The sequence below is a fragment of the Pseudomonas sp. NPDC007930 genome (genome assembly GCF_042958985.1).
Classification (GTDB): domain Bacteria; phylum Pseudomonadota; class Gammaproteobacteria; order Pseudomonadales; family Pseudomonadaceae; genus Aquipseudomonas.
The window spans coordinates 21,287-38,033 of sequence record NZ_JBIBKC010000019.1; the positions used below are offsets into that span (position 1 = coordinate 21,287).

Below are 16,747 nucleotides of genomic sequence, written 5' to 3' on the forward strand. Positions count from 1 at the left end.
CAGAACGCCCCTTATGCAGATCGAGCTCTACCACGGCGCGGCCATCGAGCCGCACATTGCCGGCCTTGCGCGCCTGCGCATCAGCGTGTTCCGCGAATTCCCCTACCTCTACGACGGCACGCTGGACTACGAACAGCGCTACCTGGCCACCTATACCCAATCCGCCGATAGCCTGTGCGTGATCCTGCGCAGCGGCGAGATGATCGTCGGCGCCGCCACCGGCCTGCCGTTGGCCGATGAAACCGCCGAGGTACAGGCGCCGTTCATCGCCGCCGGCTGGGACGTGGGCAAGGTGTTCTATTTTGGCGAGTCGCTGGCGATGCCGGCCTTCCGCGGGCTGGGCTATGGCAAGCGCTTCTTTGCCGAGCGCGTGGCCCATGCGCGGCAGTTGGGGCGCTTTGACTGGTGTGCGTTCTGCGCCATCCAGCGCCCCGACGACCACCCTCGCCAGCCGCCGGGGTACTACCCGCTGCACGGGTTGTGGCGCGCCCAGGGTTTTGATCGGCACCCAGAGCTGCGTACCGAATTCAACTGGCAAGACCTCGACGAGAGCGCCCCCTCGGCCAAGCCCATGGCGTTCTGGCTCAAGCCGCTGTGATCCGCCTGGCCGCCTGCCAATACGCGATCGAACACCTGCCCACCTGGCCGGCCTATGCCGCGCACCTGCGCGAGCTGTGCACGGCCGCCGCGGGGCAGGGCGCGCAACTGTTGCTGCTGCCCGAATACGCCGGGCTGGTGCTCAGCGCCCAGTTGCCGGCGGCCGAGTGCGCCGACCTGCACGCCAGCATGGCCGGCATCCAGGCGCTGATTCCGGCCTGGCGGGCGCTGTGCGAGGGGCTGGCGCGGGAGTTGGGGGTGTACCTGCAGCCGGGCAGCCTGCCGGTGCTCGATGCCGACGGCCAGTACCGCAACCGCGCTTGGCTGTTTGGCCCGGAGGGTGAACTGGGCTACCAGGACAAACTCATCATGACCCGCTTCGAGCGCGAAACCTGGGGCGTGCACGGTGGCCGCCAGGGCCTGCGCAGCTTTGACACGGCGCTGGGCCGGCTGGGCATTCTGATTTGCTACGACAACGAATTCCCGCTGCTGGCGCGCACCCTGGCCGAGCAGGGCGTAGACCTGATCCTCGCGCCCAGTTGCACCGACACCGAAGCCGGTTACCACCGGGTGCGCATCGGCGCCCAGGCGCGCGCCCTGGAAAACCAGATCGCGGTGCTGCAGGCGCCGACGGTGGGGCTGGCGCCGTGGTCGCCGGCGCTGGATGAAAACACCGGCCGCGCCGGGCTGTTCGTGCCGCCAGACTACGGCCTGCCGGCCGACGGGGTGGTGGCGCAATCCGCCGAGCTGTGCCCGGCGGCCAGCCAATGGTTGCTGGCCGAACTCGACCTGGCCGCGCTCAAGCGGGTGCGCGAGCAGGGGCAGGTGTTCACCCGGCGCGATTGGCCCGAGCAGTGGGGCGTGGTGTAGGGCCCTGATTTCTTCAAATGGTTTTACTTAGCGCATGACCTGACTGGCCCATCGCCCGGCACAGCCGGCCTCCCACCAGATGATGTGTAAGTGCTTGATTTACTGGGTAGCACAGAACCCGTGGGGGGCCGGCTGTGCCGGGCGAGAGGCCCTTCAGCCCTGCAACGTCGCCATGTCGATCACGAAGCGGTACTTCACATCGCCGGCGATCATCCGCGCATAGGCCTCGTTGATCTGGCGAATGTCGAGCATCTCGATGTCGCAACTGATGTTGTGCTCGGCGCAGAAATCCAGCACTTCCTGGGTTTCGGCGATGCCGCCGATCAGCGAGCCGGCCAGTACCCGGCGCTTCATTACCAGGTGCGCCGCGTGCAGGGCCGGGTCTACCGGTTCGATCAGCCCGACCAGAATGTGCACGCCGTCGAAGCTCAGGGTTTCCAGGTAGGGGTTGAGGTCGTGCTGCACCGGGATGGTGTCGAGCAGGAAGTCGAAGCGCCCGGCGGCGGCCTGCATCTGCGCGGCGTCGGTGGACACGATCACATGGTCGGCGCCCTGGCGGCGGGCTTCCTCGGCCTTGCTCGGGGAGCGGGTGAACAGCGTCACCTCGGCGCCCATCGCCTTGGCGAACTTGATGCCCATGTGGCCCAGCCCGCCCATGCCGAGCACGCCGACCTTATGCCCCGGCTTGACGCCGTAGTGCTTGAGCGGCGAATAGGTGGTAATGCCGGCGCAGAGGATCGGCGCGGCGGCGGCGAGGTCCAGCGTGGCGGGGATGCGCACCACGAAGTGCTCGCTGACCACGATGCTGCTGGAATACCCGCCCATGGTGTTGCTGCCGTCGACCCGGTCTGGGGTGGCGTAGGTCATGGTCGGGCCTTCGAGGCAGTATTGCTCCAGGTTCTGCGCGCAGGCCTGGCACTGCCGGCACGAGTCGACCATGCAGCCTACGCCGACCAGGTCGCCGGCCTTGTAGCGAGTGACCTGCGCGCCCACCTCGGTGACCCTGCCGACAATCTCGTGGCCCGGCATCAACGGGTACACGGCAATGCCCCATTCGTTGCGCGCCTGGTGGATGTCGGAGTGGCACACGCCGCAATAGAGGATCTCGATGGCCACGTCATCGGCGCGCGGGCTGCGGCGCTCGAAGCGCATTGGCGCGAGCGGGGTGGTGGCGGACTGGGCGGCGTAACCAATAGCTGTGTACATGTGCAACCTTACAACGTGAATGAAGCGCGGCATTGTCCGCATCGCACCCGCCCGCGGCCATGGCTATTGCTCCGGCAGGCATGCCTAAAGCTACTAAGGTTGGCCATGGGGCTGGCCTGCCCGGGCAAAGCTGCGACAATGGCCGTGTTCAATCCTCTATCTGGCCCTCCATGTTCACCGACGCCAACCAAACCCTCGCCGGGTTGATCCAGCCGCTGGCCCCGCGCCCGGGCTTCAACCCCACCCGGGTGCCCGGGGTACAGGCCATGGCCTGGGACCACTACGTGGCCAGCAGCCCGCAAATCTACGAACCCAGCCTGATCGTGCTGGCCCAGGGCAGCAAGCTGGCGCGCCTGGGCGCGCGCACCTTCGAATATGGCGGCGGCCAGTATCTGGTGCAGGCGCTGTCGGTGCCGTTCATGTGCGAAACCTTCGCCACCCCGGCACGGCCGCTGTATGGCGTGGCGGTGGCGATCGACCGCGCGGTGCTCAGCGAACTGGTGCAGCGCATGGGCCTGCCGCCCGACCCGAGCGTGCAGGCGCAAACCCCGGAGTCGATGACCTCGGCCGCGCTGGATGCGCCCATGCGCGAGAGCGTCGAGCGGCTGTTGCGCTGCCTGCACGACCCGCTCGATTGCCAGGTGCTCGGCGCCGCGCGGGTGCGCGAGGTGCTCTATGCCGCCTTGCGCGGCCCCCAGGCCGGGGTGCTGCGGGCGCTGGTCGAGCAGCAGGGGCACTTTGCCCGCATCGGCGCTGCCCTGCAGTACCTGCGCGACCACTACGACCAGGCGTTGAACGTGAGCACCCTGGCCCAGTGCGCGAACATGAGCCCGTCGACCTTCCACGCCCACTTCAAGCGCAGCACCTTGCTCTCGCCGGTGCAGTACCTCAAGCGCCTGCGCCTGCTCAAGGCCCAGCAGGTGCTGGCCGGGGAGGGCCTGGGGGTGGCCCAGGCGGCGCAGCGGGTGGGCTACCAGAGCACCTCGCAGTTCAGCCGCGAGTACAAGCGCTACTTCGCCCGCAGCCCGGTTAGCGAGCGCCGCCAAGGCTGAGTTTTCAAGGCCTTGGCGCCACAAAACCGGCAGCGAAACCGCCGCGCGTCAAAATAATTCAAATTATTTCCAAGGCCGCTGCGGCTGCCGCATAACCGTCACATTGCGGGCCTAGCGTGAGGGCATTTCCCCCTGTACGCGGATACGACCTGAAATGGACACCACACTGCACGCCCCGGCCGTTGGCCGGCCTCACCTTGACCACGGCATGAGCAAACGCACGGGCATCCTGTTCGTCGCGCTCATGCTGATCGGCCTGATGGTCAGCGCTTATGGGATTTTCACCGACGTCGACGACGCCGGCAGCGTGGCCACCACCTGGCTGCCCTACGGCCTGCTCGGCATCGCCCTGGTGATCGCCCTGGGCTTTGAGTTCGTCAACGGCTTCCATGACACCGCCAACGCCGTCGCCACGGTGATCTACACCCACTCGCTGCCGGCCAACGTCGCGGTGGTGTGGTCGGGCTTCTGCAACTTCCTCGGGGTGATGCTCTCCAGCGGCGCGGTGGCCTTCAGTGTGGTCGCCCTGCTGCCGGTCGACATGATCCTCCAGGTGGGCACCAGCAATGGCTTCATCATGGTCTTCGCGCTGTTGATCGCGGCCATTTTGTGGAACCTCGGCACTTGGTACCTGGGCTTGCCGGCGTCGTCGTCGCACACCTTGATCGGCTCGATCCTCGGCGTCGGTATCGCCAGCGCCATCCTCAGTGGCCGCTCGGGCCTCGACGGCCTGGACTGGGCGCAGGTGGCGAAGGTCGGCTACGCGCTGCTGCTGTCGCCGCTGGTGGGCTTTGTCTGCGCCGCGGTGCTGCTGCTGGCCCTGCGCCTGCTGGTGAAGAACCGCGAGCTGTACCGCGAGCCGCAAGGCAACACGCCGCCGCCGGCGTGGATCCGTGGGCTGTTGATCGTCACCTGCAGCGGTGTGTCGTTCGCCCACGGCAGCAACGATGGGCAGAAGGGCATGGGCTTGATCATGCTGATCCTGGTCGGCACCCTGCCGATGGCCTATGCGCTCAACCGCGCGGTACCGGCCACCCAGACCACCCAGTTCGTGGCGGTGGCGCAAGTGACCCGCGACAGCCTCGCCCAGGCCAGCCAGAACGCGGCCTTGCCGGCCGACGCGCATAAGGTGCTGTTGGACTTCCTGCACAGCAAGCAGGGCACCCCAGACGTGGTCCCGGCGCTGGTAGTGGTGACCAACGACATCGCCAACCAGGTGAAAAACTACGGCACCCTGAACAACGTGCCGGCCCAGGCCATGCAGAACGTGCGCAACGACATGTTCCTCGCCTCGGAAAGCCTCAACCTGATGAAAAAACAGCACCTGGATGCTGGTTTCTCCGAAGATACCCGCAAGAACGTTGCTGAGTTCAACCGCCAGATCACCGAGGCGACGCGTTTCATTCCGTTCTGGGTGAAGATCGCCGTGGCCATCGCCCTGGGCCTGGGCACCTTGGTCGGCTGGAAGCGCATTGTTGTCACCGTGGGCGAGCGTATCGGTAAAACCCACCTCACCTATGCCCAGGGCGCCAGCGCCGAGCTGGTCACCATGGCCACCATCGGCGCGGCGGATGCCTTCGGCATGCCGGTGTCGACCACCCATGTGTTGTCTTCGGGGATCGCCGGCACCATGGCCGCCAATGGCAGCGGCTTGCAGTGGGCAACGGTGCGCAACCTGATCCTGGCCTGGGTGTTCACCTTGCCGGCCTCGATGCTGTTGGCGGGCGGTTTGTACTTCCTGTTCCACGCGATCTTTTGAGTACCGCGCGTCCGCAGCATTGAACAAAAAATGAACGAAACCCTGCAGGCCTTGTATTTCGGGGCCTGCAGCGGGTCTTCCCGAGGTTGTCCACAGGCTGGTCCACGCCAGGTGTGTAAAACCTTGCGGCGGCTGGTCAAATTCTGATCACTTGCTCGTAACCCGCGCGGCACTAGGGCTGCAGGCGAGCGCCCCCAGCTTATACACAGGCAGGCGCAGGTTTTCGAGGGATAAAACCTTCGGCAAATCAGTGGCCTGGGCGGGGAGGGCGGAAACAGCCTGAACAGCCGTCAACTTTCAGCCATAATGATCAAAAAATAACCACTTCTCTGCAGCCCACGGCTGGCGCGGGCTGTGGCGGCATCCCCCCAGCTTGTCCACAGGCAGGCGCAGGGTAACGTGGGATAAAAACCGCAGTTAACGGTCGCGTTCATCCTGTGCGTCGGCAGCGGCATTGCGCTCGTGCACGCGCTTGAGTTGTTCATCGCTCAACGGCAGTTTTTGCGCGCTTTCGCGCAGCATCAACAGGCCACCCACGATCGAACCGATCGCAACTATCAATATCAGCCAGGCATACCAGGGCATGGGGTGTCTCCTTCTTTCTCATTCGAGCCGCCGCGCGCGGCTTGGTTCCAGCGGACGGAGTGTGCCCCAGCGGCGAATGAATCCGCTACAATGCGCGCCGTTTCAATCAAGCCTAGAGAGCCCGCCCCATGCCCGCCTGCCAGACGCCCGTGATCGTCGCCCTGGATTTTTCCACCCGTGAAGCTGCCCTGGCCCTGGCCGACCAGCTCGACCCAGCGCTGTGCCGGGTCAAGGTGGGTAAAGAGCTGTTCACCAGCAGCGCCGCCGGTATCGTCGAAACCCTCAACGCGCGCGGCTTCGAGGTGTTCCTCGACCTGAAATTCCACGACATCCCCAACACCACGGCGATGGCGGTGAAGGCCGCCGCCGAGATGGGCGTGTGGATGGTCAACGTGCACTGCTCCGGTGGCCTGCGGATGATGGCGGCCTGCCGCGAAGTGTTGGCCAAGCGCCAGGGGCCCAACCCGCTGTTGATCGGCGTGACCGTGCTGACCAGCATGGAGCGTGAAGACCTGGCCGCCATCGGCCTGGACCTCGATCCACAAGAGCAGGTGTTGCGCTTGGCTGCGCTGGCGCAAAAGGCCGGCATGGACGGGCTGGTGTGCTCGGCGCTCGAAGCCCCGGCGCTGAAGGCCGCCCACCCAGGCCTGCAACTGGTGACCCCGGGCATCCGCCCGGCGGGCAGCGCGCAGGATGACCAGCGGCGCATCCTCACCCCGCGCCAGGCGCTGGATGCCGGTTCCGACTACCTGGTGATCGGCCGGCCGATCAGCCAGGCGGCAGACCCGGCGGCGGCCCTGCGGGAGATCGTCGCGGGGTTGTAAGGCGTGCCAGGCGTCAGGGCCTCTCGCCCGGCACAGCCGGCCTCCCACCAGTTTTGTGTAAGTAGTTGATTTAAGAGGCAACACAGAACCGGTGGGAGGCCGGCTGTGCCGGGCGAGAGGCCCTCAAAGGCACCCTACTGGGCAGCGCTCACCCGCCAGATCTTGTTGCCCACATCGTCGGCCACCAGCACCCCGCCCTTGTGGTCGCTGGCTACCCCGACCGGCCGGCCATAGGCGTTTTCGCTCTTGTCGAGAAAGCCTGTGAGCAGGTCGATCGGCGCGCCGCTGGGCTTGCCGCCGCTGAACGGCACGAACAACACCTTGTAGCCACTGTGCGGCTTGCGGTTCCACGAGCCGTGCTGGCCGATGATCGCGCCGTTGCCGAACGGCGCCGGCAGGGCGTTTTGCTCGGCGAACATCAGCCCCAGCGACGCGGTGTGCGCACCCACCGCGTAGTCTGGGGCGAGGGCGGTTTTCACCAGGTCCGGGTTGCCCGGCTTGACCCGTTCATCCACATGCTGGCCCCAGTAGCTGAACGGCCAGCCATAGAAGCCGCCGTCCTTCACCGAGGTGATGTAGTCCGGCACCAGGTCGTTGCCGATCTCGTCGCGCTCGTTCACCGCCGTCCACAGTTGCCCGCTTTGCGGGTTCCAGGCCAGGCCGTTGGGGTTGCGCAGGCCCGAGGCGAACACCCGGTGCTGGCCGCTGGCAACGTCGACTTCCCAGATCGCCGCGCGGCCTTCCTCGGCCGCCAGGCCGTTCTCGCCCACGTTGCTGTTCGAGCCCACGGTCACGTACAGCTTCTTGCCGTCGGGGCTGGCGATCACGTTCTTGGTCCAGTGGTGGTTGATCGGCCCACCGGGCAGGTCGAGCACTTTCTCACCCGTGCCATTGAGGTACATGGCGTTCGGGGTGTACTTGAACTTCACCAGCGCATCGGCGTTGGCCACGTACAGGGTATTGCCGACCAAGGCCATGCCGAACGGCGAGTTGAGGTTCTTCAGGAAAATCGAGCGGGTTTCCGCCACGCCGTCGGCGTTGCGGTCGCGCAGCAGGGTGATGCGGTTGGCGCTGGCCACCGTGGCGCCGGCGCGGCTCATCACCTTGTTGGCCACCCAGCCCTTCACCCCCTTGTTGTCTTCAGGCTTGGGCGGGGCATTGGTTTCGGCCACCAGCACATCGCCGTTGGGCAGCACGTACAGCCAGCGCGGGTGGTCCAGCCCCTCGGCGAAGGCGGCCACCTGGGTGCCGGGCGCCGCCCGCGGCTTGGCGCCCTCCGGCCAGCCCACCGCCGGGGCGATGTTCATGGTCGGGATCAGCGACTTCTGCGGGGCGGGTAGCTCTGGGTTGGGGCCAAAGCCAGGGGCGTAAGGGGTGGCCGCCTGGGCGCTGGCGGCGATCAGCAGGCTCAGGGGCAACAGGGCGTGGCGCATGGTGGCAGTCCTTGTTCGGCGCGGGGGTGAAACATAGGAAAGCCGCCGGCCCGTTTGGGTTCATTCGATTGACGCTGGCAGCGCCAGGCTCTAACCTTCGCGGTTCGTTTCAGGTGCCCGGCTTGCCCGGGTGAAACAGGGAAGCCGGTGCGAAACCGGCGCTGCCCCCGCAACGGTAAATGAGCCAACGCCTGCCACATGCCACTGGGAAACCGGGAAGGCGGCCGGCCTGGGTGTGCCTTGATCGCACGCCGCTCATCAGCCCGGAGACCGGCCTGAACCTCATTCATTACAGCCAAGGCCGCGCGGGTGAGAGCGGCATCGACAGCCAGCGGCCACCGCGTGTGGGCGCGCGTCGGTGCACGCCCCCGCGCCGCCGCGGAGAGCCCCATGAGCGACACCCCAGACCGTGACGCGCGCCACCTGGCACGCATGCAGCGCAAAAAAGCCCTGATCGACGAGCGCATCGCCAATTCGCCAGACGAATGCGGCGTGCTGCTGGTGCTCGGCGGCAACGGCAAAGGCAAAAGCAGCTCGGCGTTCGGCATGCTCGCCCGCGCGCTGGGCCACGGCATGCGCTGCGGCGTGGTGCAGTTCATCAAGGGCCGCAACAGCACCGGCGAAGAGCTGTTCTTCCGGCGCTTCCCGGCCGAGGTGAGCTACCACGTGATGGGCGAGGGCTTTACCTGGGAAACCCAGGACCGCCAGCGCGACATCGCTGCCGCCGAGGCAGCCTGGGCCAAGGCCCGAGAAATGCTGCAGGACCCCGCCGTGCAGTTCGTGGTGCTCGATGAACTGAACATCGCCCTCAAGCACGGTTACCTCGACCTCGACCAGGTCATGGCCGACCTCGCCGCGCGCCCGCCGATGCAGCACGTGGTGGTCACCGGCCGCGCGGCCAAGTCCGAGCTGATCGAGCTGGCCGACACCGTGACCGAAATGGGCCTGGTCAAGCACGCGTTCGCCGCCGGCATTCGCGCGCAAAAGGGCGTGGAACTGTGACCCACGCGCGCCATTGCCCGGCCGTGCTGGTGGCCGCGCCGGCCTCCGGCCAAGGCAAAACCACCGTGACCGCGGCCTTGGCCCGCCTGCACCGCCAGCAAGGCCGGCGGGTGCGGGTGTTCAAGTGCGGGCCGGACTTTCTCGACCCCATGATCCTCGAGCGCGCCAGTGGCGCGCCGGTGTACCAGCTCGACCTGTGGATGGTGGGCGCCGAGCAAAGCCGCCGGTTGCTCTGGCAGGCGGCCGGCGAGGCCGATGTGATCCTCATCGAAGGGGTGATGGGGCTGTTCGACGGCACCCCCTCCAGCGCCGACCTGGCCCGCCACTTCGGTGTGCCGGTGCTGGCGGTGATCGACGGCAAGGCGATGGCGCAAACCTTCGGCGCATTGGCTCTGGGCCTGGCCAGCTACCAACCCGACTTACCCTTTGCCGGCGTGCTGGCCAACCGCGTCGGCAGCGCGCGCCACGGGCAGTTGCTCGAAGGCAGCCTGCCCGCCGGCTTGCGCTGGTACGGCGGGCTGCCGCGCGACAGCGCGATCGAGCTGCCCAGCCGCCACCTGGGCCTGGTGCAGGCCGATGAGCTGGCCGACCTCGACCAACGCCTGGACGCCGCCGCCGCCGCGCTGGCCGCCAGTTGTGAGCACCTGCTGCCGCCGCCGGTGTGCTTCGAAGCACCGGCGCTGGAGAGCCTGCCGCAGGCCTTGGCCGGCCAGCGCATCGGCGTGGCGCAAGACGCCGCCTTTGCCTTTATCTACCGCGCCAACCTCGACGTGCTGCGCGCGCTGGGCGCCGAGCTGTGCTTCTTCTCGCCGCTGCGCGATGCCGCCTTGCCGCGCTGCGATGCCCTGTACCTGCCCGGCGGTTACCCGGAGCTGCACCACCAGCAACTGGCCGCCAACGCACCGATGCTGGCCGCCTTGCGCGCCCACCACGGCGCCGGCAAACCGCTGCTGGCCGAGTGCGGCGGCATGCTTTACCTGCTCGAACAGCTCACCGATGTGCACGGCCAGGGCGCCGCGCTGGCCGGCCTGCTGCCGGGCGAGGCGCAGATGCAGCCGCGGCTGGCGGCGCTGGCGCTGCAGTTGGTCGAGCTGCCCGAAGGCAGCCTGCGCGGGCACACCTTCCATCACTCGCTGACCCGCACCGCGTTGGCGCCGCTGGCCGTGGGCCACAGCCCCAACGGCGGGCGTGGCGCCGAGGCGGTGTACCGGGTCGGCCGGCTTACGGCCTCTTACGTGCACTTTTACTTTCCCTCCAACCCGGCGGCGGTGGCGGCGCTGTTCGCCCCCGCCGAGGCGTGCGCGGCATGAGCGACCACGGGTTTTCCGACGCCGAGCGCCAGGCGCTGTACCGCGCCATCGCCGAGCGCCGTGACATGCGCCATTTTGCCGGGGGCAGCGTGGCCCCGGAGGTGATGGCGCGGCTGCTGCGGGCCGCGCACCAAGCGCCCAGCGTGGGCCTGATGCAGCCCTGGCGCTTTGTGCGGATCACCACCCCGGCGCTGCGCCAGGGCATTCATGGCCTGGTCGAGGCCGAGCGGGTGCGCACCGCCGAGGCCCTGGGCGAGCGCGCCGATGCCTTCATGAAGCTGAAGGTCGAAGGCGTGCTGGAGTGCGCCGAACTGTGGGTGGCGGCGTTGATGGACGGCCGCGAGCAGTACATTTTCGGCCGCCGTACCTTGCCGGAGATGGACCTCGCTTCGCTCGCCTGCGCCATTCAGAACCTCTGGCTGGCGGCCCGCGCCGAAGGCCTGGGGCTGGGCTGGGTGTCGCTGTTCGAGCCGGCGGCGCTGGCCCGGCTGCTGGGCATGCCCGACGGCGCCAAGCCGCTGGCCGTGCTATGCCTGGGGCCGGTGCATGAATTCTACCCGGCGCCGATGCTGGTGCAGGAAGGCTGGGCACAGGAGAAGCCCTTGAGCGAGATGATTTTCGAAAACCACTGGGGGCAACAACCATGAGCGTGGCCTTGGCCTGCGTGATCGCGGTGGCGCTCGACGCTTTGCTGGGTGAGCCGCGGCGCTGGCACCCGTTGGTCGGCTTCGGCCGCCTGGCCACGCGCCTGGAGCAACGCTTCAACGCCGGCGGCCGCGGCTGGCGCAGCCACGGCGTGACGGCCTGGTTCATCGCCGTGGTGCCGCTCACCCTGTTGTTTACCCTGCTCAGCTGGCTGCCGTTGGTAGGCGATGCGGTGGCCGTGCTGGCGCTGTACCTGGCCCTGGGCCTGCGCAGCCTGGGCGAGCATGTTGAGCCGGTGGCGCGGGCGTTGCACGCCGGTGACCTGGCCGAGGGGCGCCGGCGCGTCAGTTACCTGGTCAGCCGCCACACCGAGGCGCTGGACGCCACCGGGGTGGCCAAGGCCGCCACCGAATCGGTGCTCGAAAACGGCAGCGATGCAGTGTTCGCCGCGTTGTTCTGGTTTGCCGTGGCCGGCGTGCCCGGGGTGGTGCTGTACCGCCTGAGCAACACCCTCGATGCCATGTGGGGCTACCGCAACGAGCGCTTCGAGCGCTTTGGCTGGGCCGCGGCGCGCATCGACGACGTGCTCAACTACCTGCCGGCGCGGCTGGTGGCGCTCACCTATGCGCTGCTGGGCAAAACCGCCCTGGCGCTGCGCTGCTGGCAACGCCAGGGCCGGCTGTGGGACAGCCCCAACGCTGGCCCGGTGATGGCCGCCGGCGCCGGCGCGCTGGGGGTCGAGCTTGGCGGCACGGCGGTTTACCATGGCCAGCCCCACGCGCGCGCGGTGCTCGGCGAAGGCCCGGCGGCCGACGCCGCGGCGATCGAACGCGGCTGGCGGCTGGTGCAGCGCGGGGTATGGTTGTGGTTGTTGATTCTTTGCGTAGGGGCGGCCTGGCATGCTTGAACACGGCGGTAGATTGCGCGCGGCGGCGGTGCGTTTCGATATTCCGGTAGGGCAGTGGCTCGACCTCTCCACGGGGCTGGCGCCCTGGCCGTTCCCGGTGCCGGCGATCAGCCCCCAGGCCTGGGCGCGCCTGCCGGAAACCGACGACGGCCTCGACGACGCCGCCCGCCAGTATTACCAGGCGGCCCAGGTGCTGCCGGTGCCCGGGTCACAAGCGGCCATCCAGGCCCTGCCACGGCTGCGCCGGCCAGGCCGGGTGGGGGTGTTGGCGCCGTGCTACGCCGAGCATGCCGAGGCCTGGCGCCGCGCCGGCCATGTGGTGCGGGAAATCGCCGACGCCGAGGTCGATTACTTCCTCGACACCCTCGATGTGCTGGTGCTGGTCAACCCGAACAACCCCACCGGGCGCCTGCTGCCGGCCGAGCAACTGCTGCAGTGGCACGCCCGGCTGGCCCAGCGCGGCGGCTGGCTGGTGGTCGATGAAGCGTTCATGGACACCACCCCCGAGCACACCCTGGCCGGCCACAGCCTACGCCCGGGGCTGATCGTGCTGCGTTCGTTCGGCAAGTTCTTCGGCCTCGCCGGGGTGCGCCTGGGCTTCGTGCTGGCCGAAGCGCGGCTGCTGCGGCTGCTGGCCGACCAGGTGGGGCCGTGGGCGGTGCCGGGGCCGACCCGCGAGGTGGGCCGCGCCTGCCTGCTCGATACCCAGCGGCAACAGCGGCAAACCGCCCTGAGCCAAGCCGCCAGCGCGCGCCTGGTGGCCTTGCTGAGCGAGCACGGGCTGGCGCCCCAGGGCGGTTGCGCGTTGTTCCAGTGGCTGGCCACCGCCCACGCCCAAGGGCTGTACGAGCACCTGGGCAGCCAGGGCATTCTGCTGCGGCTGTTCCACCACGACAGCAGCCTGCGCTTCGGCCTGCCGCCCGATGACGAAGCCTTCGCGCGGCTGGCCCAGGCCCTGGAGAGCTTCCCGCGATGACCACGCTGATGGTGCAAGGCACCACCTCCGATGCCGGCAAAAGCACCCTGGTGGCGGCGCTGTGCCGTTGGGCGCGGCGCCAGGGCCTGGCGGTGGTGCCGTTCAAGCCGCAGAACATGGCGCTCAACAGCGCGGTGACCGCCGCCGGCGGCGAAATCGGCCGCGCTCAGGCGGTGCAAGCGCAAGCCTGCGGCCTGGCGCCGCACACCGACATGAACCCAGTGCTGCTCAAGCCCAACAGCGACACCGGCGCCCAGGTGATCATCCACGGCAAGGCGGTGACCACCCTCAACGCCACCGCCTACCACAGCTACAAGCCCATCGCGATGCAGGCGGTACTGGCCTCGCACCAGCGCCTGGCGCGCGGCTACGAGCTGGTGCTGGTCGAAGGCGCCGGCTCGCCGGCAGAGATCAACCTGCGCGAGGGCGACATCGCCAACATGGGCTTTGCCGAAGCGGTGGATTGCCCGGTGATCCTGGTCGCCGACATCCACCGTGGTGGCGTGTTCGCCCACCTGGTGGGCACCCTGGCGCTGCTGTCGCCCAGCGAGCAGGCACGGGTGCAGGGCTTTGTGATCAACCGTTTTCGCGGCGACATCGCCCTGCTGCAATCGGGCCTCGACTGGCTCGAGGCGCACACCGGCAAGCCGGTGCTCGGCGTGCTGCCGTTCGTGCCCGACCTGCACCTGGAGGCCGAAGACGGCCTCGACCGCCGGCAACTGGCCAAGGCCGACGGCCCGCGGCTGAAGGTGATCGCCCCGGTGCTGCCGCGCATCAGCAACCACACCGACTTCGACCCGCTGCGCCTGCACCCGCAGGTCGACATGCAGTTCATCGGCCCGGGCGAGCCGATCCCGCCGGCCGACCTGATCATCCTGCCCGGCTCCAAGAGCGTGCGCAGCGACCTTGCCCAGTTGCGCGAGCGCGGCTGGGCCGAGGCCATCGCCCGGCACCTGCGCTACGGCGGCAAGGTGCTGGGCATCTGCGGTGGGCTGCAGATGCTCGGCCACACCCTGGCCGACCCGCTGGGCCTCGAGGGCCCAGCGGGGCAGAGCGCGGGCCTTGGCCTGCTCGACCTGCACACCACCCTGGAAGCCGAAAAACAGCTGCGCAACGTGTACGGCACCTTGTGCCTCGAGGGGGCGGCGGTGGCTGGCTATGAAATTCACGCCGGCGTGAGCCAAGGCCCAGGCCTGCAGCAGGCCGCCGTGCAACTGGCCGACGGCCGCGCCGATGGCGCGATCAGCGCCGACGGCCAGGTGCTGGGCACTTACCTGCATGGGCTGTTCGAGGGCAGCGAAAGTTGCGGCGCGCTGCTGCGCTGGGCCGGCCTGGCACAGGTGACGCCGGTGGATTACCACGCCCTGCGCGAGCGTGACCTCGAGCGCCTGGCAGAGCTCGTCGAGCAGCACCTGGACACCGGCCGCCTGCGCGCGCTGTGCGGGGTGGCGCCATGCAGCAACTGATTCTCGGCGGCGCCCGCTCGGGCAAAAGCCGCCTGGCCGAACAATTGGCCGAAGCCACCGGGTTGCCGGTCACCTACATTGCCACCAGCCAAGCCGTGGATGGCGAGCTGAACGAGCGCGTGCGCCTGCACCGCGCGCGCCGCCCAGCCGCCTGGGGCTTGGTCGAAGAACCCCTGGCGCTGGCCAGCACCCTGGCCCGGCTGGCCGCGCCGGGGCAGTGCCTGCTGGTCGATTGCCTGACCCTGTGGCTCACCAATTTACTGATGCTCGAAGACGACACCCGCCTCGAGGCCGAATGCCAGGCCCTGCTCGAAGGGCTGGCGCAATGGCCGGGGGAGATCATCTTCGTGAGCAACGAAACCGGCCTGGGGGTGGTACCCCTGGGCGAGCTGACCCGCCGTTACGTAGACCGCGCCGGGCTGTTGCACCAGGCGGTGGCCGCGCGCTGCCAGCGCGTGGTGCTGACCGTTGCCGGGCTGCCCCTGACGCTTAAAGGACCGACCCTATGACCGCCCAACCCTGGTGGCTGAACCCCTGCCCACAGCCGAACCCCAGCAGTGCCGAAGCTGCCCGGGAACGCCAGCGGCAACTGACCAAACCGGCCGGCTCGCTGGGCCAACTGGAAACCCTGGCCGTGCGCCTGGCCGCCCTGCAGGGCACCCTCAAGCCCAGCCTGGAGCAGCTGTGGGTGGCGATCTTCGCCGGTGACCACGGCGTGGTTGCCGAAGGCGTGTCGCCGTACCCGCAGGCGGTCACCGGGCAAATGCTGCAGAACTTCGTCGCCGGCGGCGCGGCGATCAGCGTGCTGGCGCGGCAACTGGGCGCCACCCTCGAGGTGGTCGACCTCGGCACCGCCAGTGCCTTGCAACTGCCGGGTGTGCGCCACATCGGCCTGGGCGCCGGCACCGCCAACTTCACCCAGGGCCCGGCGATGAGCCTGGGCCAGTGCGAACAGGCCCTGGCCGCCGGCCAGGCGGCTGCCGCCCGCGCCCGGGCGGCGGGCGCGCAGTTGTTCATCGGCGGTGAAATGGGCATCGGCAACACCACCGCGGCGTCGGCCCTGGCCTGCGGGCTGCTGGGGTGCTCACCGGCCGAAGTGGTCGGCCCGGGCACCGGCCTGGATGCCGACGGCGTGGCGCACAAGGCGCGGGTGATCGAACGCGCGCTGCTGCTGCACGCCGGGCTCAAGGCGCCGCTGGAACTGCTGCACACCCTTGGCGGCTTCGAGATCGCCGCGCTGGTGGGGGCGTACCTGGCCAGCGCCCAGGCGGGTATCGCGGTGTTGGTGGACGGGTTTATCTGCAGCGTGGCGGCCTTGCTCGCGGTGCGCCTGAACCCGTCGTTGCGGCCGTGGCTGCTGTTTGCCCACCACGGCGCCGAGCCTGGCCACCGCGCCGTGCTGCAGGCGCTGGACGCCGACCCGCTGCTGGCCCTGGGCCTGCGCCTGGGCGAGGGCAGCGGCGCCGCCCTGGCCGTGCCGCTGCTGCGCCTGGCCTGCGCGCTGCATGGGCAAATGGCGACCTTCGCCGAAGCCGCGGTGGCGGACCGCCCCGCGTGAGCCTGCGCCTGAGCCTGCTGCGCCACGGTGAAACCGAACGTGGCGGCGGCTTTCGCGGCAGCCTCGACGACGCCCTGACCGCCACCGGCTGGGCGCAGATGCGCGCCGCCGTCCAAGGCCAAGGGCCTTGGGACCGGGTGATCAGCTCGCCGCTGCAACGCTGCGCGCGCTTCGCCGAAACCCTCGGCCTGCCATTGGCCTATGCGCCTGGGCTGCGCGAGCTGCACTTCGGGGACTGGGAAGGCCTCAGCGCGGCTGCCGTGCACGCCCAATACGAGGCTGAGCTGGGGCAGTTCTGGGCCGACCCGTACGCCTTCACCCCACCCAACGGCGAACCACTGCAGGCGTTCGCCCAGCGTGTCGAGCAGGCGTTGCAAGGCCTGGCCCAGCAGTATGCCGGCGAGCACCTGCTGCTGGTCACCCATGGCGGGGTGATCCGCCTGCTGCTGTGCGCGGCCCGCGGCCTGGCGCCAGGGCGCTTGCTGGACGTGAACGTGGGCCATGGTGCGTTGTTCACCTTGGCCGGTGAACCGGGGCAATGGCAGGAGGTGTAAACC

Annotated in this window: 17 protein-coding genes and 1 riboswitch; of the genes, 14 read left to right on the forward strand and 3 right to left on the reverse strand. The window is 68.8% G+C overall.

The features are described 5' to 3' along the window. Window positions 1-13: 13 nt before the first annotated feature. Window positions 14-598 carry a GNAT family N-acetyltransferase gene (locus ACFZCE_RS24095; protein ID WP_390943057.1) on the forward strand — a complete coding sequence of 195 codons (585 nt, stop codon included), beginning with the start codon at window positions 14-16 and terminating at the stop codon, window positions 596-598. Further along, complete coding sequence (locus tag ACFZCE_RS24100; protein WP_390943058.1) at window positions 595-1,467, forward strand: nitrilase-related carbon-nitrogen hydrolase; 873 nt, start codon at window positions 595-597, stop codon at window positions 1,465-1,467. Before ACFZCE_RS24095 ends, ACFZCE_RS24100 begins: the two co-directional genes overlap by 4 nt. 153 nt (window positions 1,468-1,620) lie before the next feature. On the opposite strand, the gene ACFZCE_RS24105 is transcribed toward ACFZCE_RS24100, so the two are convergent. Further along, window positions 1,621-2,673, reverse strand: a complete 1,053-nt coding sequence (locus ACFZCE_RS24105) for an alcohol dehydrogenase catalytic domain-containing protein (RefSeq protein WP_390943059.1) — start codon at window positions 2,671-2,673, stop codon at window positions 1,621-1,623. Between the two features lie 170 nt (window positions 2,674-2,843). On the opposite strand from ACFZCE_RS24105, the gene ACFZCE_RS24110 reads away from it, so the two are divergent. Both ACFZCE_RS24110 and ACFZCE_RS24115 read left to right on the forward strand, forming a co-directional pair. Then, window positions 2,844-3,725 carry an AraC family transcriptional regulator N-terminal domain-containing protein gene (locus ACFZCE_RS24110; protein ID WP_390943060.1) on the forward strand — a complete coding sequence of 294 codons (882 nt, stop codon included), beginning with the start codon at window positions 2,844-2,846 and terminating at the stop codon, window positions 3,723-3,725. 154 nt (window positions 3,726-3,879) lie between these two features. Then, window positions 3,880-5,484, forward strand: a complete 1,605-nt coding sequence (locus ACFZCE_RS24115; RefSeq protein ID WP_390943061.1) for an inorganic phosphate transporter — start codon at window positions 3,880-3,882, stop codon at window positions 5,482-5,484. 417 nt (window positions 5,485-5,901) lie between these two features. On the opposite strand, the gene ACFZCE_RS24120 is transcribed toward ACFZCE_RS24115, so the two are convergent. Beyond that, window positions 5,902-6,069, reverse strand: a complete 168-nt coding sequence (locus ACFZCE_RS24120; protein ID WP_390943062.1) for a DUF2897 family protein — start codon at window positions 6,067-6,069, stop codon at window positions 5,902-5,904. A gap of 128 nt (window positions 6,070-6,197) precedes the next feature. Here ACFZCE_RS24120 and pyrF point away from each other — a divergent pair, with 128 nt between their 5' ends. Further along, window positions 6,198-6,893 (forward strand): orotidine-5'-phosphate decarboxylase, encoded by a 696-nt coding sequence (pyrF, locus tag ACFZCE_RS24125; protein ID WP_390943063.1) that lies wholly within the window; start codon window positions 6,198-6,200, stop codon window positions 6,891-6,893. 134 nt (window positions 6,894-7,027) lie between these two features. Here pyrF and ACFZCE_RS24130 read toward each other — a convergent pair whose 3' ends face one another. Continuing rightward, window positions 7,028-8,326, reverse strand: a complete 1,299-nt coding sequence (locus ACFZCE_RS24130) for a PQQ-dependent sugar dehydrogenase (RefSeq protein ID WP_390943064.1) — start codon at window positions 8,324-8,326, stop codon at window positions 7,028-7,030. 94 nt (window positions 8,327-8,420) lie between these two features. Beyond that, a riboswitch (cobalamin riboswitch) is annotated at window positions 8,421-8,620 on the forward strand. Window positions 8,621-8,716: 96 nt separating this feature from the next. Here ACFZCE_RS24130 and cobO point away from each other — a divergent pair. Genes cobO through ACFZCE_RS24175 form a run of 9 tightly spaced genes read left to right on the forward strand, consistent with a single transcriptional unit; the run spans window position 8,717 to window position 16,744 of the window. Next, the gene (gene cobO, locus ACFZCE_RS24135; protein ID WP_390943065.1) at window positions 8,717-9,328 is read left to right on the forward strand and encodes a cob(I)yrinic acid a,c-diamide adenosyltransferase; all 612 of its coding nucleotides are present in this window, start codon (window positions 8,717-8,719) and stop codon (window positions 9,326-9,328) included. Then, window positions 9,325-10,638, forward strand: a complete 1,314-nt coding sequence (locus ACFZCE_RS24140) for a cobyrinate a,c-diamide synthase (RefSeq protein ID WP_390943066.1) — start codon at window positions 9,325-9,327, stop codon at window positions 10,636-10,638. Before cobO ends, ACFZCE_RS24140 begins: the two co-directional genes overlap by 4 nt. Beyond that, complete coding sequence (bluB, locus tag ACFZCE_RS24145) at window positions 10,635-11,285, forward strand: 5,6-dimethylbenzimidazole synthase (protein WP_390943067.1); 651 nt, start codon at window positions 10,635-10,637, stop codon at window positions 11,283-11,285. Before ACFZCE_RS24140 ends, bluB begins: the two co-directional genes overlap by 4 nt. Further along, window positions 11,282-12,190 carry an adenosylcobinamide-phosphate synthase CbiB gene (gene cbiB, locus ACFZCE_RS24150; protein WP_390943068.1) on the forward strand — a complete coding sequence of 303 codons (909 nt, stop codon included), beginning with the start codon at window positions 11,282-11,284 and terminating at the stop codon, window positions 12,188-12,190. Before bluB ends, cbiB begins: the two co-directional genes overlap by 4 nt. Beyond that, complete coding sequence (cobD, locus tag ACFZCE_RS24155) at window positions 12,183-13,166, forward strand: threonine-phosphate decarboxylase CobD (RefSeq protein WP_390943069.1); 984 nt, start codon at window positions 12,183-12,185, stop codon at window positions 13,164-13,166. Before cbiB ends, cobD begins: the two co-directional genes overlap by 8 nt. Then, window positions 13,163-14,632: a cobyric acid synthase gene (locus tag ACFZCE_RS24160; protein WP_390943070.1), complete on the forward strand. Its 1,470-nt coding sequence runs from the start codon at window positions 13,163-13,165 to the stop codon at window positions 14,630-14,632. Before cobD ends, ACFZCE_RS24160 begins: the two co-directional genes overlap by 4 nt. Further along, window positions 14,620-15,141 (forward strand): bifunctional adenosylcobinamide kinase/adenosylcobinamide-phosphate guanylyltransferase, encoded by a 522-nt coding sequence (gene cobU, locus ACFZCE_RS24165; RefSeq protein ID WP_390943071.1) that lies wholly within the window; start codon window positions 14,620-14,622, stop codon window positions 15,139-15,141. Before ACFZCE_RS24160 ends, cobU begins: the two co-directional genes overlap by 13 nt. Next, a complete protein-coding gene (cobT, locus tag ACFZCE_RS24170; protein WP_390943072.1) occupies window positions 15,138-16,190 on the forward strand; it encodes a nicotinate-nucleotide--dimethylbenzimidazole phosphoribosyltransferase in 1,053 nt (350 codons plus the stop codon). Before cobU ends, cobT begins: the two co-directional genes overlap by 4 nt. After that, window positions 16,187-16,744, forward strand: coding sequence for a histidine phosphatase family protein (locus tag ACFZCE_RS24175; RefSeq protein ID WP_390943073.1), 558 nt, complete (start codon window positions 16,187-16,189; stop codon window positions 16,742-16,744). Before cobT ends, ACFZCE_RS24175 begins: the two co-directional genes overlap by 4 nt. Window positions 16,745-16,747: the final 3 nt, after the last annotated feature.